Source organism: Pleomorphomonas sp. PLEO (genome assembly GCF_041320595.1).
GTDB lineage: Bacteria > Pseudomonadota > Alphaproteobacteria > Rhizobiales > Pleomorphomonadaceae > Pleomorphomonas.
On the sequence record NZ_CP166625.1, the window covers coordinates 4,731,393 to 4,750,723 of the forward strand.

At 64.3% G+C, this 19,331-nt stretch carries 18 protein-coding genes; 11 read left to right on the forward strand and 7 right to left on the reverse strand.

The features are described from left to right. The first annotated feature begins 1 nt into the window (after position 1). Entirely contained in the window at positions 2 to 1,216 is a 1,215-nt protein-coding gene (locus AB6N07_RS21910) for a sigma 54-interacting transcriptional regulator (protein WP_370675175.1), read from the forward strand. A gap of 275 nt (positions 1,217 to 1,491) precedes the next feature. Here the strand turns inward: AB6N07_RS21910 and AB6N07_RS21915 are convergent, their stop codons facing one another. Then, positions 1,492 to 2,175, reverse strand: a complete 684-nt coding sequence (locus AB6N07_RS21915) for an SDR family NAD(P)-dependent oxidoreductase (RefSeq protein WP_370675176.1) — start codon at positions 2,173 to 2,175, stop codon at positions 1,492 to 1,494. An 18-nt stretch (positions 2,176 to 2,193) separates the two neighbouring features. Continuing rightward, positions 2,194 to 2,871 carry an SDR family oxidoreductase gene (locus tag AB6N07_RS21920; RefSeq protein ID WP_370675177.1) on the reverse strand — a complete coding sequence of 226 codons (678 nt, stop codon included), beginning with the start codon at positions 2,869 to 2,871 and terminating at the stop codon, positions 2,194 to 2,196. A 273-nt stretch (positions 2,872 to 3,144) separates the two neighbouring features. On the opposite strand from AB6N07_RS21920, the gene AB6N07_RS21925 reads away from it, so the two are divergent. Beyond that, the gene (locus tag AB6N07_RS21925; protein WP_370675178.1) at positions 3,145 to 4,071 is read left to right on the forward strand and encodes a dihydrodipicolinate synthase family protein; all 927 of its coding nucleotides are present in this window, start codon (positions 3,145 to 3,147) and stop codon (positions 4,069 to 4,071) included. 28 nt (positions 4,072 to 4,099) lie between these two features. On the opposite strand, the gene AB6N07_RS21930 is transcribed toward AB6N07_RS21925, so the two are convergent. Beyond that, positions 4,100 to 4,786, reverse strand: a complete 687-nt coding sequence (locus AB6N07_RS21930; protein WP_370675179.1) for a GntR family transcriptional regulator — start codon at positions 4,784 to 4,786, stop codon at positions 4,100 to 4,102. A gap of 217 nt (positions 4,787 to 5,003) precedes the next feature. Between AB6N07_RS21930 and AB6N07_RS21935 the strand changes: the two genes are divergently transcribed. The 5 genes from AB6N07_RS21935 (at position 5,004) to AB6N07_RS21955 (ending at position 10,160) form a co-directional block, all read left to right on the forward strand. Beyond that, positions 5,004 to 6,044, forward strand: a complete 1,041-nt coding sequence (locus AB6N07_RS21935; protein ID WP_370675180.1) for a nitrilase-related carbon-nitrogen hydrolase — start codon at positions 5,004 to 5,006, stop codon at positions 6,042 to 6,044. A gap of 509 nt (positions 6,045 to 6,553) precedes the next feature. After that, the gene (locus AB6N07_RS21940; RefSeq protein WP_370675181.1) at positions 6,554 to 7,561 is read left to right on the forward strand and encodes an ABC transporter substrate-binding protein; all 1,008 of its coding nucleotides are present in this window, start codon (positions 6,554 to 6,556) and stop codon (positions 7,559 to 7,561) included. 66 nt (positions 7,562 to 7,627) lie between these two features. Continuing rightward, the gene (locus tag AB6N07_RS21945; RefSeq protein ID WP_370675182.1) at positions 7,628 to 8,407 is read left to right on the forward strand and encodes an SDR family NAD(P)-dependent oxidoreductase; all 780 of its coding nucleotides are present in this window, start codon (positions 7,628 to 7,630) and stop codon (positions 8,405 to 8,407) included. A gap of 115 nt (positions 8,408 to 8,522) precedes the next feature. Then, positions 8,523 to 9,311: an ABC transporter ATP-binding protein gene (locus AB6N07_RS21950; RefSeq protein WP_370675183.1), complete on the forward strand. Its 789-nt coding sequence runs from the start codon at positions 8,523 to 8,525 to the stop codon at positions 9,309 to 9,311. 3 nt (positions 9,312 to 9,314) lie between these two features. After that, entirely contained in the window at positions 9,315 to 10,160 is an 846-nt protein-coding gene (locus AB6N07_RS21955) for an ABC transporter permease (RefSeq protein ID WP_370675184.1), read from the forward strand. A gap of 68 nt (positions 10,161 to 10,228) precedes the next feature. On the opposite strand, the gene AB6N07_RS21960 is transcribed toward AB6N07_RS21955, so the two are convergent. From AB6N07_RS21960 to AB6N07_RS21970, 3 genes are all read right to left on the reverse strand, one after another. Further along, a complete protein-coding gene (locus AB6N07_RS21960) occupies positions 10,229 to 11,188 on the reverse strand; it encodes a 2Fe-2S iron-sulfur cluster-binding protein (protein WP_370675185.1) in 960 nt (319 codons plus the stop codon). 104 nt (positions 11,189 to 11,292) lie between these two features. After that, complete coding sequence (locus AB6N07_RS21965; protein WP_370675186.1) at positions 11,293 to 12,627, reverse strand: Rieske 2Fe-2S domain-containing protein; 1,335 nt, start codon at positions 12,625 to 12,627, stop codon at positions 11,293 to 11,295. A 28-nt stretch (positions 12,628 to 12,655) separates the two neighbouring features. Next, positions 12,656 to 13,699 carry a nitrilase-related carbon-nitrogen hydrolase gene (locus AB6N07_RS21970; RefSeq protein ID WP_370675187.1) on the reverse strand — a complete coding sequence of 348 codons (1,044 nt, stop codon included), beginning with the start codon at positions 13,697 to 13,699 and terminating at the stop codon, positions 12,656 to 12,658. 220 nt (positions 13,700 to 13,919) lie between these two features. Here AB6N07_RS21970 and AB6N07_RS21975 point away from each other — a divergent pair, with 220 nt between their 5' ends. Beyond that, positions 13,920 to 14,591 (forward strand): GntR family transcriptional regulator, encoded by a 672-nt coding sequence (locus AB6N07_RS21975; protein ID WP_370675188.1) that lies wholly within the window; start codon positions 13,920 to 13,922, stop codon positions 14,589 to 14,591. A 10-nt stretch (positions 14,592 to 14,601) separates the two neighbouring features. On the opposite strand, the gene AB6N07_RS21980 is transcribed toward AB6N07_RS21975, so the two are convergent. Continuing rightward, a complete protein-coding gene (locus AB6N07_RS21980; RefSeq protein ID WP_370675189.1) occupies positions 14,602 to 15,951 on the reverse strand; it encodes a dihydroorotase family protein in 1,350 nt (449 codons plus the stop codon). A gap of 214 nt (positions 15,952 to 16,165) precedes the next feature. On the opposite strand from AB6N07_RS21980, the gene AB6N07_RS21985 reads away from it, so the two are divergent. From AB6N07_RS21985 to AB6N07_RS21995, 3 genes are all read left to right on the forward strand, one after another. After that, positions 16,166 to 16,780: an NIPSNAP family protein gene (locus tag AB6N07_RS21985; protein ID WP_370675190.1), complete on the forward strand. Its 615-nt coding sequence runs from the start codon at positions 16,166 to 16,168 to the stop codon at positions 16,778 to 16,780. Between the two features lie 350 nt (positions 16,781 to 17,130). Further along, positions 17,131 to 18,276 carry a GNAT family N-acetyltransferase gene (locus AB6N07_RS21990; RefSeq protein WP_370675191.1) on the forward strand — a complete coding sequence of 382 codons (1,146 nt, stop codon included), beginning with the start codon at positions 17,131 to 17,133 and terminating at the stop codon, positions 18,274 to 18,276. An 83-nt stretch (positions 18,277 to 18,359) separates the two neighbouring features. Then, entirely contained in the window at positions 18,360 to 19,319 is a 960-nt protein-coding gene (locus tag AB6N07_RS21995) for an aldo/keto reductase (protein WP_370675192.1), read from the forward strand. Positions 19,320 to 19,331 lie beyond the last annotated feature (12 nt).

Below are 19,331 nucleotides of genomic sequence, written 5' to 3' on the forward strand. Positions count from 1 at the left end.
CGTGACCGACCTCGCCTCCGTCCTCGACCGTCCACTCCCTGCCATCGCACGCCGCGCCCCCGTCGGGGACGACGATGGGCGACGCCTCATCGCACGTATCGCAGGCATTCTCGATCGCAACCCGCCGGCCGACGCAGTGGAGGAACTGAAACGGCTCCTAGCTATTCACGGAGCAAGGCCGGCGGGCATCAGGGAGTCCGCTTGCGATGGTCGCGACCGGCCACATTGCGTTGTCGGCAAGCACCCGGCCATGCTGGCGGCGGCCGACACCGTTCGTCGCGCTGCCCCGACAGACTTGCCTGTGTTGATTCTCGGCGAGAGTGGCACTGGCAAAGGCCTGTTCGCCGAAATGCTACATCGGCATTCCGCTCGCACCGGCCCACTCGTCAAGGTCAACTGCGCCGCCCTGCCGGAGGCGCTGATCGAGAGCGAGCTGTTCGGCCACGAGCGAGGCGCCTTCACCGGCGCCTCGGGCGAACGCAAGGGGCGCTTCGAACTGGCGGCCGGAGGCACGCTGTTTCTCGACGAGATCGGCGACACCTCCCCGGCCTTCCAGGTGAAGCTACTGCGCGTTCTTCAAGATGGCGAGTTCGAGCGGGTGGGGGGAACACGCACGTTGCGTGCCGATGTCCGCATCGTGGCCGCGACCAACCGTGATCTCGCCGCCGCTATCGCCGACGGGTCGTTTCGGGCAGACCTCTACTATCGGCTTTCCGTCGTGCCTGTGGCGCTGCCACCGCTGCGCGACCGGCGCGCGGATATACCAGAGCTGGCCCGGCGTATCCTCGAGGACTTCGACAGGGCAAATGGGGGACGGCACACACTTGGCGTGGACGCCGTTGATCTGCTTATTGCCTGTAACTTTCCGGGCAACATCCGCGAGCTTGAAAATTGTGTGAAACGGGCGGCTGTCATGGCCAACGGGCCGGTCGTGTCAGCGGCGAGCTTCTCCTGCCGACAAGGCTGTTGCCGGTCGCTCGGAGTCTGTCAGACCACTCCTCCCCCCACACCAACAGAGACCTTCACTGAGAAACCCCGCGCTCTCTCCGCCAACGCCACCACAGAGGCAGGGCTTCCTGTGGGGCGAGATGAGCTTCTTGAGGCGCTGACGGCTGCCGGCTGGTCGCAGGCAAAGGCCGCCAGGTTACTCGGTCTGTCGCCACGTCAGGTTGGCTATGCGGTCCGCAGATACGGCGTTGCTCTCAAAAAGTGGTAGCAGCGCCTTGATCGGCTGACGCATCGCTCTTTTGGACAAGAACAACCCGATCAGGCGATGGTCGCTTCCCTCGCGGCAAGATGGTTGCAGGGGGATGTCGCCTGATTTGAACATTCGACGTAAGTTACTGATTTTGCTAACCGGAAATGTGACAGCAAAAGCGACTTCTACGAGGTGGCGGCCAACTCGCGGGATGGGTGCGAACCTGAGGTATTGCGCAGGCCAGCGCAGCCTACAAGAGCGAACCGATGGTGGGTTTTCACGCGGGCACGCCTTTACCAGGGCACGACGCGGCCATCATAGCCTATGTGGCAGCCGCTCTCGGCTGCCGTCGCATCATTGATAACCTGTCTGAGACCGACGACCGACTGCGCTGGCGTCAGCTCGCCGGAAAAGTTGGTCATGCGGGTGGAGACGCGGCCTGGGCGAAGCGCCAGACAGATGCACCCCCAGGGGCGCCATTCGACCGAGAGATTGCGCCAGAGCTGATTCAGCGCCGCCTTCGAAGCGCGATAGACGAACTGGCGCGGCACATCATAGTCCGCCATGGACGCGGCAAGGCTGGACACCGACGCAAGAACCTTGTGGGAACCGGCGCGCAGGTTGGGCTCAAGGAGAGCAGCCAGATGCAGCGGCGCATAGGCGTTGGTCAGCATCGTCGCTTCCCAGTGGTCCCGACGGATGGCCTCCGGCGGGAGATCCGGGCCAGCGCCGAGGCCGGCATTGAGGATGGCAACGTCAACGGGCGTGCCGGACAGCGATCGGACGGCCTCGGCCGCGCTGGCGTCATCGAGGGCATCATAGAAAAACTCGGTCGCCTGTGGACCAAGCATGTCGCGCGCGGCGCTGGCCAGCAGCGTCCGGTTCAACATGACGACGTGCCAGCCGTCGGCCGCATATTGCCGGGCGAATTCGAGGCCGATGCCACGGTTGGCGCCGGTGATGAGTACAGTCGGCATGGGCGGACCTCCACAGTGTCACCAAGGCACATCGCTGCCGTCGTAGCCGATCAGCCGGCCGGCATCGGCCGGGGTCAGGCGCTCGACAACCATCTTCATGCCGGCAACGCTCATTTCCACCGGGATGCCGCGATAGCCGGTCATCCGGGTGGCGACCATGCCGGGCCTGAGCAGCACCGCGGTGATACCGATCGACCGCCACTCCATCGCCAAGGCTCGCCAGAGGGCGTTGAGCCCCGTCTTCGAGGCTCGATAGGTGTATTGGGTGCCCCAGTCGTTGGCGGTAATCGAGCTCATCAGGCTCGACATGGCGGCCGCGACGCGATGCTGGCCGGCGAGTAGATTGGGTTTCAACGCCCCAGCCAGCGCCAGTGGCGCAAAGCTGTTGGTGGCCAGCACGGCGAGAAAATCCTCCCGCGTCACTTCGACGGGAGTGGCCTCCAGGTGGATCGCGACGCCGGCATTGGCGATGAGCACGTCGATTGGCCGCCCGCCGAGGCGGGAGACCAGTTCATCGATCGACGACGGGTCCGTTGCCTCGAGCGGCAGCACCTCCGTCCCCGGCAGCGCCTTAAGCTCGGTCGCCTCGTCCGGGCGGCGGGCTGTGCCGACGATCGACCAGCCAGCCGCCGAGAACTGACGCGCCAACTCCAGGCCGATGCCGCGATTTGCGCCGGAAATGAGAATGGTCTGCATGCTGACCCCCATTTGGTATATCGACGGTATTCCAAAGGACGAAACACGGCAAGTGCTTTGTGGCGGCATCCCAAACGAGGCGCGGCGGCGGTACGCCTTTGCAGATTGGCGTCAGGCCCAGCATCAAAGAGACTGGACGATACACCTTCGGTATTCTACTGGTATTCCACTTGTTGGCGAGACTGGCCGCGCCGCTTTGTTGCGAACCGACGACGGGCGCGCAGCCGGTCCCCAACAGCTTTCGCGCCGCGGCGCCCATCCTGGAAAGAGGCCATGTCCCTGATTAATTCCGATAGCCGCGGCGTCTTCGTCATTGCCGTCACCCCCTTTGCCGACGATGGCACCATCGACGAAGCGAGCATCGATCGCGTCACCGACTTCTATTTCGAGCAGGGCGCCGATGGCCTCACCATCCTCGGCATGATGGGCGAGGCGCCAAAGCTCACCCAGACCGAGGCGCTCGCCATCACCCGCCGGACGCTGGGGCGGGCCGGCAACCGGCCGGTGGTGGTGGGCGTGTCGGCGCCTGGCCTCGCGGCGATCGGCGATCTGACGCGGGCGGTGATGGACCTTGGCGCCGCGGGCGTGATGGTCGCGCCGCCGTCGGTGCTGCGAACCAACGAACAGATCACCGCCTACTACGGCGAGGTAATGGAAACCGTTGGCTCCGGCGTTCCGGTGGTGCTCCAGGACTTTCCGCTGTCGACCGGCGTCCAGATCAGCATCGACACGCTCGGCCGCATCGTCGAAGCGCACAGCGATATCGTCATGCTGAAGCACGAGGACTGGCCCGGGCTGGCCAAGATATCGGCGCTACGCGCCGCCGAGGCGAAGGGGCGGCGCCGGCTGTCCATCCTGTGCGGCAACGGCGGCATCTTCCTGCCCGAAGAAATCGCCCGTGGGGCCGACGGCGCCATGACCGGCTTCGGCTATCTGGAGATGATGGTTGAGGTCTGTCGTCTGGCCGGCGCCGGTGAGATGGATCGGGCGCAGGATATTTTCGACGCCTATCTGCCGCTGGTCCGCTACGAGCAGCAGCCCGGCATCGGGCTGGCGGTCCGCAAGCACGTGCTGAAGCGTCGTGGCGCCATCGCCTCTGCCGCGCAGCGTCGGCCGGGCGCTTTGCTGCCGGCGGCGGCTGTGGTCGAGGTCGAGCGGCTGATTTCCCGTCAGGAGCGGCGGCTGGCGGCCCTAGGCTGATGGCGACGCAGTCGCCGCCGAGCAACGGCTATGACCGGCGGCGACCGAGGAGAAAGTCGATGATCGCGTCGCGAACATTGTCGAGGTGCAGACCCATCAGCCGACGCGACCGCTCGGGATCATCGCCCATCACCGCGTGAATAAGCTCGATGTGCTCGCTGGCGCCGGGAAGCAGGCGATTGGGGATGCGGGCTGTGTTGAAAAGGTGGGTACGCCGCCGGAGATCGCGGATTGAGGCCGTCAGCAGCGGATTGCCCACAGCGTCGGCAATGGTGCCGTGGACCATTTCGTCCACCGCCCAATGATGAGCCGGCGTAATCTCGGTGACGTGGACGAGATCGTCGATAGCCTTCTCGACGGCGGCCGCATCTTCCGCGCTGACGCGACCAGTCGCCCGCGCCGCCGCTTCCATTTCCAGGATACGGCGCAGGTCGAGCAAATTGACGTAGTTCTCCACGGTGACATCGGCCACGTAGAGCATGCGGCCCTGGCGGCGGGTGATCAGCTGTTCCGTCTCAAGCCGGCCCAGCGCCTCGCGTACCGGAGTGCGCGAGATCGACAACATTTCGGCAAGTCGGCGTTCCTGCAGCACAGAGCCGGCGGGCAGACGGCCGTTCAACATGTGGTCGAGGATTTGGCCGTAGGCATATTCGCTGAGGGTAACGTCGGTGGCGGCAAAATCCGCTCCTCGAGTGTCCGTGGCGGCGCTCGTCACTGTAGTCACTTTCCTGCCTTTCCCGTCAGCATGTCATTGGTCGATCGCTGGTATTCCACTAGTGCGCCAAACATTTGGTGACGGCAAGTCCGCAGTGGTCCGGATGGCATTTTCCGACTGACAACGCCGGCCATTGACGCGCAATCATTCTTGGTATTCCAATGGAACACCATTGGCATGGAAATTGATTCCCCGCAACCCGAACGGAGTAGTGGAAATGGCAATCACCTCGTGGCGCGCCACGTGCATTCAAATGAAGAGCCTGGTGGCAAGCGACGCGACGAGCCGGGAGGAAGCGACGGCGATCATCGAGGCCAATCTTGCCAATGCCATCGGCAAGATTGAACTGGCCTGCGCCTCACCCACCCCTCCCCGGCTGGTGGTGCTGCCGGAGTTCGTCTTTCAGGGACCGCCTCGCGCCACGCCTGTGAGTGCCTGGATCGAACGCGCCTGTGCACCCATCCCCGGGCCGATCACCGAGCGTCTCGCCGAGGTGGCCGTCCGGCTCGGTATCTATATCGCCGGCAACCACTTCGAGGTCGATGCGCAGTGGCCCGATCGCTACTTCAATTCGTCGCTCCTGCTCGACCCGAAGGGTGAGGTCATCCTGCGCTACCGGCGTATCAACACCGCTAGTTGGACGTCGCCGCATGACATCTTGAGCCAGTATCGGGCGGCCTATGGTGAGGACGGCATCTTCCCCGTTGTCGACACCGAACTCGGGCGCCTAGCGATCTTTCCGTGTGGCGAGGTACTGGTGCCTGAGCTGTCGCGGGTGTTGATGATGCGAGGCGCGGAGGTCTTGCTGCATCCATCGAACGAGCCGGCCAATCGGCGATCAGACGCCGCCAAGATCTGCCGGGCGGCCGAAAACATGTGCTATCTGATCTCGGCCAACGTCGCCGGCGGTATCGGCTTTTCGAGCAACGGCGCCGAGCGTGGCGGCCATTCGCAGATCGTTGACTACAACGGCGATTTCATCGCCTTCGACGACGGCGAGGACGAGAGCGTCGCCACCTCGGCAATGATCGACGTCGAGGCGCTGCAGGCGGCACGGCGGGACACCGGCATGGGCAACGGGCTGCTGCGCAGTCGGTTCGAGATGTATCGCGGCTACTATGGCGCGGCTGAGTTTTATCCGCCGGATGGACTGGCGGAAAAGTCGATCGAAACGGCTGCTGACCTAAGCCCGGTGCATGAGAGGGCGATCGCCAACCTCATCAGGGCCGGCGTTCTGAGAACCGACCGCAAATCCTGACGCACAACGCCTTCCCCTGAACCGCCGCCCCCATCCGCCCTTCCCGGCGCGGAATCCGGTCGCCGCGGCGCACCTCTACCTTACTGCACAACGCCCTCGGCCGCTGGCGGGAGCTCCTCGTTGCCGCCAAACGCCGGGACTAAGTATTTTTTCTTAATTTAGGCACGAGATCTGCATCAGGGTAACGATCCCGGCCGGTCGGAAGGCGGCGACCGACGTTTGATGCCGCAAGGCGCCAGCCAGGGCGTTCCCGCCGCCAATAGGCGGATACGGCAACGGACCTCGTATATCTCGCGCCACCTGGGCAGCGCCTGGAGCCTTGCCGTCACGGCGCGAAACCAAATCAAAGGAAACTGCCGACGTACCCGAACTGCCCAATGCTGCCCCAAATGCCCATTTCAGCGCCACAAGCACGACCTGCCTAACAGTTCGACATCTTGGTTGACAGCTGATATTCCTCTGGCATACCATCTGAATGCCACGCGAGATGGCGGATAACGGGGAACCAAATGAGACACATGCTAGTGCGCGCCATGGCGCCAGTCATTGGAATGGCCATATTGGGAATCGCGAGTGCCAGCCAGGGCCTCGCGGCAGAGCCGACAAAAATCAACCTGCGTCTGGCCTGGATTGCCGGCGCGGTCGACATTCCGCTGTTTGTCGCCGCCAGCAAGGGCTACTTCAAGGACGAGGGGCTCGACGTCAACATCGTCGATGGAAACGGATCGACCGGCACCATCCAGGCGGTCGGCAGCGGCGACTTCGAGATCGGCATCGCCGGCCTCGGCGCGCTGGCCCAGGCCCAGCAGGCGGCGGGCGCCGACACCCTGATCGCGGTGGCCGGCCTGCTGCAGAAGGATCCCACGTCGGTCATCAGCCTCAAGGGATCGGGGATCACCCAGCCGAAGGACATCGAAGGCAAGCGCTTCGGCACGGACGCGGCCAACTTCGAAGACGGCATGATCAAGGCTTTCGCCGAGGCCAATGGCGTCGATTTCTCCAAGGTCAACGTCATCATCATCAATGGCAACAACGACCGCGTGGCGCTCCTAAAGGGCGATGTAGATTTCATCAACGGCTGGGCCAATCCGGACGGCGACAAGGTGGCCGCCAAAGCACCGATCGAAAAGCCGCTGCTGTTTGCCGACTACGGCGTCAATCTGCTGGGCAGTTCGGTGATCGTCCGCAAGGACTTCCTCGCCAAGAACGAAGCGGCGGTGCGCGGATTCCTGGCCGCCCTCCAGAAGGGCAAGGCCGCGACCGTCGCCGATCAGAATGGCGCCTTCGCCCTCTTCATGAAGGCGCGGCCGGATTCGGACGAGGCGGAAATCAAGCTCGAGATGAGGGTGATGCCCCAGTACGAGCACACCGCCGCTTCGGCCGGCAAACCCTACGGCTGGGTCGCACAGTCGGACGTCGAGCAGACCATCTCCCTCCTGGAGAAATACAGCGGCATGAAGCCCGGCCTCAAGCCGGACAGCATCTACAACGGCAGCTACCTGCCAGCCAGCAACTAATCGCGAACAGTGTCTGCGGGGCGGTGCAACGCGCCGTCCCGCCCGTCTTCGCCCGTGGATGATAAGATGGACCTCCAACTCAGCAACCGCCATGCTCTCGTTCTCGGCGCCAGCCAGGGGCTGGGCCTTGCCGTTGCCCGGGCGCTGCTCGCCGAGGGGGCGCTTGTCACCCTGTCGGCTCGCTCGGCCGAGCGGTTGGAAGCCGCAAGGGCCGCCCTGCCCGGCGACATGGCCAAGCGTTGCCGCCTCGCGCCGGCCGAACTCGGCACAGCCGGCGCCGTCGAGGCCATCCTGTCGGCCCTCGAGGGGTCCGTCGACATCCTGGTCAACAATACCGGCGGCCCACCGCCGGGCACCGCGTCCGATGTGTCCGCAGCGGCGCTGTTGGCCGAATTCGACCGCATGGTGGCGCCGGTGATCGCGCTGACGACGGCCCTGCTGCCCGCCATGCGCGCGCGTAAGTGGGGCCGAATCCTGACCATAGCCTCAAGCGGCGTCGTCCAGCCGATCCCACATCTGCCCCTGTCGAACACGCTACGCTCCTCGCTCGTCGGCTTCATGAAGACGCTGGCCGGCGAAGTCGCAGCCGACGGCGTCACCGTCAACATGCTGCTGCCGGGCCGCATCGCCACAAGCCGCGTGGCCTCGCTCGACGAGGCGGCGGCCCGACGGAGCAGCCGCAGCGTCGAGGACGTCGCCCGCGACGCCGCCGCCAGCATTCCCGCCGGTCGCTACGGCACGGCCGAAGAGTTCGGCGCCATCGCCGCCTTCTTCGCCGGAGCGCCGGCCTCCTACGTCACCGGCAGCCTGATCCGCATCGATGGCGGCATCATCCGGTCAATCTGAACTGTCCGGTCCGGTCGACACCTGACGACCGGAACGACCATGAGGGAGTGGGGCGCATCCCATCGAGATGATGAACGTCATGCCAGATACTTCGACGCTGCGCCCGGAACGGGACATGCCGGACCGCCCACGACACGTTTCCATCGAGGGCATCCACAAATCATTCGACGGCCGCAACGGCCGCGTCCAGGCGTTGGAGGACGTCAGCCTCAAGATCCGGCGGGGCGAATTCGTCTCGGTACTGGGGCCGTCGGGCTGCGGCAAGAGCACGCTATTGATGTTGCTGGCCGGTCTGGCGCCGGCGACATCGGGCGCCATCCTGGTCGACGACGAGCTGATCGACGCCCCCTATGCCAAGGCCGGCATCGTGTTCCAGCAGGACGTGCTGCTGGAATGGCGCACCGCCATCCAGAACGTGCTGATCCAGGCGGAGATCCGCAAGCTCGACCTCGGCGAGGCGCGCGAGCGAGCACGGGCGCTGCTGCGCATGGTGTCGCTGCAGGACTTCGAGGATGCCTACCCCAAGGAACTGTCGGGCGGCATGCGCCAGCGCGTTTCCATCTGCCGGGCGCTGCTGCACAAGCCGCCGTTGCTGCTGATGGACGAGCCGTTCGGCGCGCTCGACGCCATGACGCGCGATCAGTTGCAGATCGATCTGCTGCGCCTTTGCGCCGACAACGACATGACGGTGTTCTTCATTACCCATTCGATCACTGAGGCCATCTTCGTCAGCGATCGCGTGGTGGTGATGTCGCCTCGCCCGGGTAAGATCGAACGCATCATCGACATCGATCTGCCACGTCCGCGTCGCCTGTCCATGCGCGAGGACCGGCGCTTCCTCGAATACATCCATGAAATCACTGCCATCTTTAAGAGTCTCGGCGTGTTCAGAGAGGAGTATTGAGCCATGTCCGCTATCGCCGACATCCCCCCCGCCGACGCGTCCGCCAACAGCGAGAAGCCAGCTCGTCCCAATATCGCGGTCCGGATCCTTGGCGCCGTGCCGCCGGTGCTGTGGACGGTCCTCGTGCTGGTGTTCCTGTGGGAGATCATCTGCCGGATCGCTGAAGTGCCGCCATTCATCCTGCCTGCGCCCTCAGCCATCGCCGAAGTGTTCGGCAACTACTGGCACCGACTACTGCCCAATGCGCTGGTGACTCTCAGCGAGGTGCTCATCGGCTTCGCCCTCGCCGTGGCGATCGGCATCCCGCTCGCCGTGCTGATCGCCTATTCGTCGATCATGGAACGAACCGTCTATCCGCTGATCGCCGCCAGCCAGACCGTCCCCAAGGTCGCCATCGCCCCGCTGCTGCTGACCTGGTTCGGTTACGGCATGACGCCCAAGATCGTCATCGTCGTCCTGCTCAGCTTCTTTCCGGTGGTCATCAACACGGTGATGGGCCTCAAGTCGGTCTCGCGCGAGATGATCTATCTTTCGCGCTCGATGGGCGCATCGGGCTGGCAGAGCTTTTGGAAATTCCGCCTCCCCCACTCCCTGCCCAGCATTTTCGGCGGACTCAAGCTGGCCACGGTGATGTCGGTGATCGGCGCCATCGTCGGTGAATTCATCGGTGCCGACAGCGGTCTGGGCTACATCATCGTCGTGGCCGGCGCCAATTTCGACATCGCCCGCCAATTCGCCGCGGTCATCCTGATCTCGCTGATCGGCATCGTGTTCTTTGCCGTGCTGGAGCAGCTCGAACGGATCATGATCCCCTGGCGCGCCCGGTCCAAGGTGGAGGCCGGCGGCTAACGCCGAACTTGGCCGAACGATTTCACCAAACCACCACGCCCTGGACGCAAGTCCGGGGCGCTGTGGTTCTAAAGGTCGAGCACCAGAAGATCGCTCTTGGCACCAGAGCAGCAGATCATGATCACCTTGCCGGACGCTTGTTCGCGCGGCGACAGGACGTTGTCCTTATGGTCGGGAACGCCGTCGAGCACCCGCGTCTCGCAGGTGCCGCAGACACCCGAGCGGCAGGAATAGGCGACGCGAATGCCCGCCTCCTGCAGTACTTCCATGATCGTTCGGCCCGCCGGCACGACGATGGTGCGGCCGGACCGCTTCAGCATCACGGTGAATTCGCCGCTCGGCCGCGCAGCGGTACCGGCAAAATGCTCGACATGGATGCGGTCGGGATCCCGCCCGGCGGTCGCCGACTTGAAAGCGGCCAGCATCGGCTCCGGACCACAGCAATAGAGGTGGGCTTGCGGGCTGGCGGCACCGATAGCCGCCGCCGCGTCGAGATAACGGCCGGCCTCGTCGTCGAAGTGCAGCGTGACACCACCCGGATTGGCAGCGGCCAGAACTAATATTTCCGGCAGGAAGGCGGCGGCGGCGCGGCTGCGCGCCGCGTAAACGAGGCGCCAGCAATGGCCGAGCGCCTTAAGGCGCCGCACCATGCCCAATATCGGCGTAATGCCGATGCCACCAGCCAGCAACAGGGTTTCCTCTGCATCCTCTGCCAGGCGGAAAGTGTTCAGCGGCGGCGTCACGTCAATGAGGTCCCCCACCCGCGCCACATCGCAGAGATGGGCGGAACCACCGCGACTGTCGGCTTCGCGGTTGACGGCGATGAGATAGCGGTCGGCCGGTCCAGTGGTATTGATGATGGAGTAGCTGCGAGTGAATCCACCGGGAAGCGCCAGATCGATGTGGGCGCCTGCTTCCACCGGCGGCAGGACGCGTCCGTCCTCTGCGACGAGTTCGAACGATCGGACGGAGTCGGCCTCGTAGCGGATGGCTGCGATACGAAGGCGCAGCGGTACGCGGTCGGTCATGGGGTCGGGTCCTTGACTTGGTCGCCAGGGCCTCGCCCCTTGGCGGCATGGAAAATCCGGCGCGTTTCAGCCGCGCCGGATCGAAATACACTCGGCTCGGAAGGTCACTCGGCGGCCCGGATGTTGGGCCGGTAGCCCTTGACGGCAGCCATCTTCTCTTCATAGCCGTCAAGCCAGTCCGTACCCTTGGGGACGATGATGTCGCCACCACGGGCGTCGCGGCAGTATTCCGGATGGTCGACCACCTCGGGCAACTTTCGATTGTCGCGCCAGTCGATGGCAGCGTCGAGCATGACGCGCCGCGTCAGGATGACCATGCGATCGGACGCCGCCAGATGTTCGAGGGTGCGGTCGACGACGGGCCCCATCGACTCCTGGATGGCCTGGTCTTGCAGCGGGATGCCGACGATGCCGGTATAGCTGTCACCATTGCGCTGCCACTCGCGATCGATGCCGTAGTCGTTGCTCCGATCCTTGGCCGGGCGCCAGCGCCCCTTCCAGTCGGTCGTGGTCGGTAGATACTCGACGGGCCGCGCCAGTCCATTGACCGGCGTGCCGTCCTTGTATTTCAGAGACTTCTTGCCACCACCGGTCGCGCGACTGAGGTCGATGTTGAAGATCATCGTGCTCTCGTCGTCGATCGGTACCCAGGCATTGACCGTGCGGCTGGTCTCGAGATGGCCGCCACCGGGATAAGTGACCCAGAAGGGAAAGATGTAGGAGGCGTAGCGCTGGTGCTCGGTGCCTTCATAGGCGTCGCGCTGGGCTGAATACATGGTTCCGAACGGCGCTACGGTGACGTTGATCTTGGGCGCCTTTTCGGTGACGGTGAAGACCTCGGGATCTGACAAGTCGAGCCTTTCGCCGTCAATGCCGCCGGCGTGCAGGAAGCCGAGATGAGAGGTGTCGATGTCGCCCTCGAGCGCCTGCATGTAGTTGCAGTCACGATGAGTGAGGGCGATGTTACGGTCGTCCCCCTCGCCCATGATCGCCTCGATCTCCGGCAGCGGCGGCGGGTTTTCCTGGCGTTCGCCCATATAGGCGAACACTAGGCCGCCACTTTCCTGCACGCGGTAAGCAAAGGCAGGCGTACCGGCCGGATAGCGATTCTTGTCCTCAAGGTTCGGCTGATCGAGACACTTGCCCGTCACGTCGAACTTCCAGCCGTGATAGGCGCAACGGATGCCGCCCAACTCGTTCCGGCCGAAGAACAGCGAGGCACAGCGATGAGGACAGCGGTGATCGAACACGCCGACGCGCCCCTCGGTGTCGCGGAAGGCGATCAGCTTCTCGCCCAGGATCATCAGACGGACGGGGTCGCCATCGGCCTTCAGCTCCGAAGACTTGCAGACCGGCAGCCAGAACTGGCGGAACAGGTCGCCCATCAGCGTGCCCTTGCCGACGCGGCAGAGCTGTTCGTTTTCTTCTGCGGTGATCATGGAAGTTCTCCTGTGAATTCGGGATAGGTCAGGCGTTGGTCAGCGGCTCGAGCACACGCTGTCGCTCGAGGTTGGCGCGCGCCATCTCGACGGCGGTCCGGGTATCCTGCTCCCCCGCCATGGGAACGGTCAGGAACTGGTCCGGCGGATAGAATTCGGCCGCTCCGTAGAAGGGCCGGTACATCTCGAAGCGGGCACGCAGCAGCGGATTGTGAGTGCCGGTGTCGGCACGGCGGTCGGCGCGCAGCCGCTCGATGTCGATCAAGCCGGTGACGCCGACGCCCTCCCCGGCCTCTTCTTCAAAGGCGACCGTGTCGCCGAAATGGTCGAGGATGTGCGAACGGCCGCCGAGGATGGAATTGTCCGGCGAAAAGCCGATCGGACCGGCGACGTTGGCTGAGATCAGGTAGCACATGTTCTCGGCCGCGCGGGCGACCTTGGCCGCCTCCTGGCCAACAGTGAACTTGGAATTGGTGGGATGCAGGATCACCTCGGCGCCCTGCATCATCATGCAACGGGCCACCTCCGGCACGTTGATCTCACCGCAGGGGATGAGCGCCAGACGGCCGAGTTCGGTGTCGGCGACAGGGAAGACCTGATCGGACGGCGTCACGGCCAGATAGTCGGTCATGAAGTCGTGCACGGACGGGAAGGCCGCGGTGTTGACGCGGCGGTAGTTGAGAATCACCTCGCCATTGCGATCGATGAGGAAGGACGAGTTGAAATAGCGGCCAGGCCATTCCGGCGGCGCCTCGAACAGGTTGCCGGCGATGTAGATGCGCTGCCGCCGGGCCAGCGCCTGCAGCGGCTCGGTGAGCGGGCCGGGAATGGTGGCGCAGGCCCAATCGATCCACTCGGCCACCGGCCGGCCGAGCGGCGGGCCCTGCAAGGCGAATTCGGGAAACACCACGAGGTCCGGCTTGGCGGAAGAGGCTGAGGCGGTCTCGATCAGGCGGATCAGCCGATCGAGATTGCCGGCGATGACCGCCCTGGCGGCGGCGGCATCGGCGGCCTGGGTCGCCCTTTCGCTACGCATCTGAATGGCGGTCGCCCGCCAGGGTCGAATGGCCATCGAAATCTCCTTCCGTCGGGCGGCTGTATTTGCACGCCAATGGTATACCATTGGTATAAAGTGTTTGCGCAACCTTGCCAAGCCCGCTTGCGAATGAATGTCAAATTTCATCGTCCGCCACTGGAATACCGGCCGTGGATGGCATACCGCAGCCATCCCAAATGTCTTCCAACGCCACACGTCACGGGCTATGACATTGGCCGAACGCAAGGGGGACGAGATGAGCGCGATTCTGAACACGGGCCTGCTGCAGGCGGACAAGCCGAACCTGACCGAGCAGGTCTATGAGCAGCTCGTCGACATCCTGATCCGTGGCGAGCTGCGGCCCGGCGACGTGATCGTCGAACGGAAGATGGCCGAGCGTCTCAATGCGTCGCGGACGCCGGTGCGCGAGGCTCTCGGCCGGCTGGAAGCGGAAGGCCTCATCTACAAGCAGCCCAATCGCGGCGTCACGGTAAGCCCGTTCTCGACCGAGGCTTTCGTGGAACTGCTCAACGTGCGCCAGCTCCTCGAGGCGGAAGCGGCACGGCTGGCCGCCGGACGCATTCCCTCCGAGCGCGTGGCGAGCATTCGCGCTTCGATCGCCGCTTTGGGTGAATTGCCATCGCCTACGCTGGCGGAGATCTGGGAAGTCGACAACGCGCTGCATGGCGAGATCGCCGACGCCGCCGGCAACCGGCTGCTGGCGGCAATGATCCGCGAACTCCGGCGCCGCACCCACGTCTTCAACGCCTATCGCAACCCGGTGCGGCCGAAATTCAGCGCCGAGGAGAACACCGCCCTGCTCGACGCGGTGGCGAGCGGCGACGAGGCGCGCGCCCACGACGCCATGCGCAGCCACATCGAGGGCGTCAAGACTGCCATCATCGACAAGCTCGCCGGCATCCGCTGAGCGCGCGCCGTTAGCCTCGCCGCACGAAGCGGCCATGGCCAACGGCGTCGGCGGCTACCTGTTTGCCGTCCCAGACGCGCCGGCCGCGTACATAGGTCGCCGTCGGCATGCCGGTGAAAGTCGCCCCGTCATAGCAGCTCCAGCCCGCCCCTTCCGGCGCTGTCGACGCGTCGAACACGTGGTCGCCGGGCTTGAGCACCGTCAGATCGGCATCAAAGCCCGGCGCAAGGCGCCCCTTGCGCGACAGACCAAAGAAGCGCGCCGGCCGGTCGCAGAGATAGTCGGCGGTAAGCTCTGCCGCGGCCTCGACACCCTTGCGGGCTGCCGCCGCGGTGAAGAAGGCCGGCAGCAGGGTTTCGAGGCCGGGCATGCCGGCAGCGGCGTCGAAGATCGACGTCACATCCTTGCGGGCAAGCGGCCAGGCACTGTGATCGGACGACACGAAGGCGACACCGCCGTCTTCGAGCACTTGCCACAGGCGCTCCCGCTCGCCGGCGCGGATAGGCGGGTTGACCTTCAGCCGGCCGCCCCAGCGCTGCATATCGACTTCGGCGTCGAAGGTGAGGTAGTGGACGCACATTTCCGCCGTCGCCCGATGCCCGCGTACTCGGTAGTCGGTGACGAGCTCGAAGCCGTCGGCCAGTGATATGTGGACGATGTGGGCGTGGCCACCACTGGCAGCGCCAAGCTCCATGAACGTCGCGGTGGCGGCCAGCTCGGCGACCGGCGGTCGCGACGGCGCGTGGAACTCTGGGCCGACCAGACCAGCGGCCTTGAAGCGAGTGGTGGTCGCGGCGACGATCTCCTGGTCCTCGTTGTGCAGTCCGAGCGGCAGGTCGCTGGTCGCCAGCGCATCGAGCAGGACCAGAGCCGCGGCGTTGCCGATGCGGGGAAAGCGGTCCGGGTGCGCCTCGAAACTGGAAATCTTGAACGCGGCGACGCCGCCGGCCATCAGGTCACGGACGTCGCCTAGGTCCGGCTCCCTGGGGACCGTGCCGTAGAGCGCAACATCGCAGACGGCGAGGCGATCGATCGCTGCTACCTTTTCGGCGAGGACGGCAGCGGTCGTCACCGGCGTCGGATGGTCGTAGGGCATGTCGACGATGGTGGTTACGCCGCCAATGACCGCCGCCCGCGTCGTTGGCGCCATACCGGCAAAGCCGATCTGGCTGCCGGCATGGGTCTGGCCATCGACAATGCCGGGCAGCACGAAGGCGTCGCCATAATCGATCACGTCCGCCGCCGACGGCCGCTCGCCACAGCCGATGGCAGCGATGCTGCCGCCGGACACGGCGATCCAGCCGGCATCGATGAGTCCGGCCGGCGTTACCAGACGTCCGGCGACCACGAGATCAAACATGTTTCCACCCCTTGTATTCCGCCCGTTTGGCTGGCCGGTCATCGCGGTTTGGCGCGGCATTGAAATGGCGTGCACTTGGCATTCTTTTGGTGTACCAAGCAGAGACCCGTTTGCATAGCCGTCATTCCGACGGTTCCGCCTCGCAACGGAGCCGCCGCGCGGGACACCGACCGGTGGCCGTGCCGACCGGGACCACCACCTGCTGGGACACCCGATGCTTTACGACCTGACGATCTTGCAGCTCCTTCCCAACACCCTCGGCGCCGTCCTGCCGATCCTGCCGGAGACCTATCGAACATTCTCGAAGACTGGTGTCGCGCTCGGCGCTTTCTCGTGTGAATTCGGCGAGCTCAACCGCTTCGCCTTCCTGACGGCCTACGACAGCGTTGAGGCTCTGGTTGCCGAGCGGGCGCGGCTGATGACCACCGACGACGCCTACGGCATCGGCCGTCATATCGGCGGCATCGTCTCCACCGCCTTCAAACCGCTGTCGTTTGCCAAGCCGATGGTGCCGGGAAACTATGGCCCGTTCTACGAGATCCGCAGCTATACGTTGGCACCCGGCGGGCTTGCCGAGACCGAGACGGCGTGGAGCAAGGTGATCGATCGCCGCCACGAGATGTCGCCGCTGCTCACCATCATGGGGTCGATCGAAGAGGGGCCGCAGAAAATGGTGCACATCTGGCCCTACAAGACGATCGAGGAGCGGCAAAAAGCGCGGGCGCAAGCGAGCAAGGAAGGCATCTGGCCGCCGCCGGGCGGCTCGGGCCAGTTGACAGCCCTCAAGTCCGAGTTGTTCGTCGCCACCGCCTTCTCGGACCTGAAATGACGGCGAGCGCCTCGGCAAGGCTGGCGGCGCACGGCATCGTCCTGCCGGCGCCACAAGCGCCGATCGGCCGGCCACCCCGGCGGTGCGCAGCGGAAACCTTCTGTTCCTGTCGGGGCTCGCGCCCGTCAGCTCCGACGGGCAACCAATAACCGGCGTGATCGGGCGCGACTTCGCCCGGCAGGTAGGACTCAACTGTTGGCGGTGATCGCCGCCGAGCCGGGCGGGCTCGACGCGGTGCGCCGTATCGTCAAGCTGCTCGATTTCGTCAACACGGCGCGCGCTGGCTAGCATTACCCATTCCGGATAGTGCCGGATATGGCTATAGTGACTCCATTCATGCGTGAACCGAGATGGGAATGGCGCGTTCAGAAGGTAACTGGCTCGTCGATATCCACGACGGCGTCGATCATCTCGAAGACAACTGGTCGGCACTCGCCGGCCCGGACAACGCCACGCCATTCCAGAGCTACGGCTTCATGCGCCTCGTCTTTCGCGCGCTCTTGGCTAACCATGTCGGCGAACCGGTGGTGGCGCTGGTGCGGTCGCAGGACGGCCGCCCCGTCGCCCTCTTCCCGATGATGCGATTGCGCCGGCACGGGCTGCGCTGGCTTTATACCGATGCCCGCCCTATCGACTATTGTGCCCCCATCCTTGCGCCCTCACTTACCGCCGACGACCTACCTGGGGTGGTCAAGGCGGTGCTTGCCGCTGTCCCGGACGTCGACCTTCTGTATTGCAACCGACTGCCCGATCGGTTTGGACAGCGGCCAAACCCCTTTGTTCGTCTCCCCAATGCGGCTCGCCTTCGGCTTTCGGCGTGGATACTCGATCTGGCTGGTCGTAGCACTGATGATGTCGTCGCAGCCCGCCATACTAATTTTCGTGCCAATCTTCGTCGCCGAACACAAAAGCTTGCCCAGGCACACCAGCGAAAATTCTCTCTGGCCATGGGCGCAGAGATAGATGAATCCGACATCGCAGCTTTTAGGGAGCTGAGAGCAGCAAGCACCGAAGAAAAGGGACGTACCGACATCCTCGCGCAGGATGACTGGTCGGATCTTTATCTCGGCCTTCTCAAAGGCGAAGGCGGTACGTGCCAAGGCTGGCTCGCCAAGCTTGAAGCCGACGGCGAACCAATTGCTTATCTATTCGGCATCTGCGATGCGCGACACGTCGTGGCAACATTGCCGGCCTCAAAACTGGGGGCCTGGAAACTCTATTCGCCAGGGCTCCAGCTATTTGCCGACACCATCGAGCACTTCCGGGCAACCGGTTATGATTGCTTCGATCTTTCAATCGGCGATATGGACTACAAGCGACGTTTCGGTTGTGAGGAAGTCGCGCTTTACGATGCGCTCTTCGCCAAAACGCTCACAGGCCGGATTTACTATCTCCTCTGGCGGCTCAAGATCGCCCTCCGTGCCCGCATGAAGACCATCGCCGAGACTAATGCCGAAACAGGCAAGGCGGAAAGGCCAATTAAAAAAAGCCCATAGGCTGCTTGACGCGCTGGAAACGCCGCCGCACGTTCCGTTGCGCGGCAGATCTCGATATCTGCGCGGAACGGAGATTTCAGGCGATGCGGACGGTTGTCATTCCGGGAACGGACATCAGAACATCGCCGATTGGTATGGGTTGCGCGTCGCTTGGCTCTCGTATCTCGCCAGCGCAAGGCCAGCGAATGCTGGAGGCAGCCTTCGAAACAGGCGTCACCTGGTACGACGTCGCGCCATCCTATGGCGCTGGTCGGGCGGAAGAAATCTTGGCTCCCTTCGTAGCAGCTCATCGCGACCGCCTATTCCTCTGCTCGAAGGCCGGCCTCGTGCCGCCGAAAAACAACGGGCTGATGCGGCTTGCCTATGATCTTGGACGGCCGGTTGTGGCAGTTGCACGCGGGCTGTCGCGACGCTTCCGCTCGATCAAGGCGACACGCAACCGGCGCGTATCTCTCTCTGGCGACTTTCTAGAGACGTCCATCGCGTCTTCGCTGAAACGCCTCCGTACCGACCACCTCGACGTCTTCGCGTTACATGATCCCAATCCTGCCGACTTGGAGCGGGACGACGTCATCCGCGCGCTCGAGCGGATTGTGGAGCGGGGCCATGCGCGCCACGTGTCGATGGCCGGTTCGCTCGACGCGGTTCTTTCAGCAGCTGCGCTGCCGGTGTTTACCTTCTTCCAGATCGCCGACGATCCGGAGGGCCGACAGCTTCCGGCGTTGCGGGATGCGCTCGACCGCCCGGCTGGCTTCATTACCCATTCAGTGCTCGGCGTCGGCGGCGCCCGTGATCGAATGATAAGCCAGCTAAAAAAACATCCCGCGCTGGCCGCCGAGGTAACCGCCGCCGGCTACAGTGGTTCACCGGCAGCGGTCGCTGCGACCCTCCTGATACGGCGAGCTTTCGCTGTCAATCCAGATGGCGTGGTGCTGTCCTCGATGTTCTCAGGAAGCCATCTAGCCGATAATGTGAAACTCGCTGCCGAGCCGCTCGACAAAGCAGCCGCGCAACTCGCCGAGAGAGTCCTATTGACCCCTTGAAGCCATCCATTC

Bases quoted from the DNA above. Each gene is read 5' to 3' on its own strand.
- AB6N07_RS21925 (WP_370675178.1), top strand. From the start codon at position 3,145: ATGTCCCTGATTAATTCCGATAGCCGCGGCGTCTTCGTCATTGCCGTC.
- AB6N07_RS21965 (WP_370675186.1), bottom strand. From the start codon at position 12,627: ATGATCACCGCAGAAGAAAACGAACAGCTCTGCCGCGTCGGCAAGGGC.
- AB6N07_RS21960 (WP_370675185.1), bottom strand. From the start codon at position 11,188: ATGACCGACCGCGTACCGCTGCGCCTTCGTATCGCAGCCATCCGCTAC.
- AB6N07_RS21975 (WP_370675188.1), top strand. From the start codon at position 13,920: ATGAGCGCGATTCTGAACACGGGCCTGCTGCAGGCGGACAAGCCGAAC.
- AB6N07_RS21945 (WP_370675182.1), top strand. From the start codon at position 7,628: ATGGACCTCCAACTCAGCAACCGCCATGCTCTCGTTCTCGGCGCCAGC.
- AB6N07_RS21985 (WP_370675190.1), top strand. From the start codon at position 16,166: ATGCTTTACGACCTGACGATCTTGCAGCTCCTTCCCAACACCCTCGGC.
- AB6N07_RS21915 (WP_370675176.1), bottom strand. From the start codon at position 2,175: ATGCCGACTGTACTCATCACCGGCGCCAACCGTGGCATCGGCCTCGAA.
- AB6N07_RS21935 (WP_370675180.1), top strand. From the start codon at position 5,004: ATGGCAATCACCTCGTGGCGCGCCACGTGCATTCAAATGAAGAGCCTG.
- AB6N07_RS21970 (WP_370675187.1), bottom strand. From the start codon at position 13,699: ATGGCCATTCGACCCTGGCGGGCGACCGCCATTCAGATGCGTAGCGAA.
- AB6N07_RS21940 (WP_370675181.1), top strand. From the start codon at position 6,554: ATGAGACACATGCTAGTGCGCGCCATGGCGCCAGTCATTGGAATGGCC.
- AB6N07_RS21990 (WP_370675191.1), top strand. From the start codon at position 17,131: ATGGGAATGGCGCGTTCAGAAGGTAACTGGCTCGTCGATATCCACGAC.
- AB6N07_RS21920 (WP_370675177.1), bottom strand. From the start codon at position 2,871: ATGCAGACCATTCTCATTTCCGGCGCAAATCGCGGCATCGGCCTGGAG.
- AB6N07_RS21995 (WP_370675192.1), top strand. From the start codon at position 18,360: ATGCGGACGGTTGTCATTCCGGGAACGGACATCAGAACATCGCCGATT.
- AB6N07_RS21955 (WP_370675184.1), top strand. From the start codon at position 9,315: ATGTCCGCTATCGCCGACATCCCCCCCGCCGACGCGTCCGCCAACAGC.
- AB6N07_RS21980 (WP_370675189.1), bottom strand. From the start codon at position 15,951: ATGTTTGATCTCGTGGTCGCCGGACGTCTGGTAACGCCGGCCGGACTC.
- AB6N07_RS21950 (WP_370675183.1), top strand. From the start codon at position 8,523: ATGCCGGACCGCCCACGACACGTTTCCATCGAGGGCATCCACAAATCA.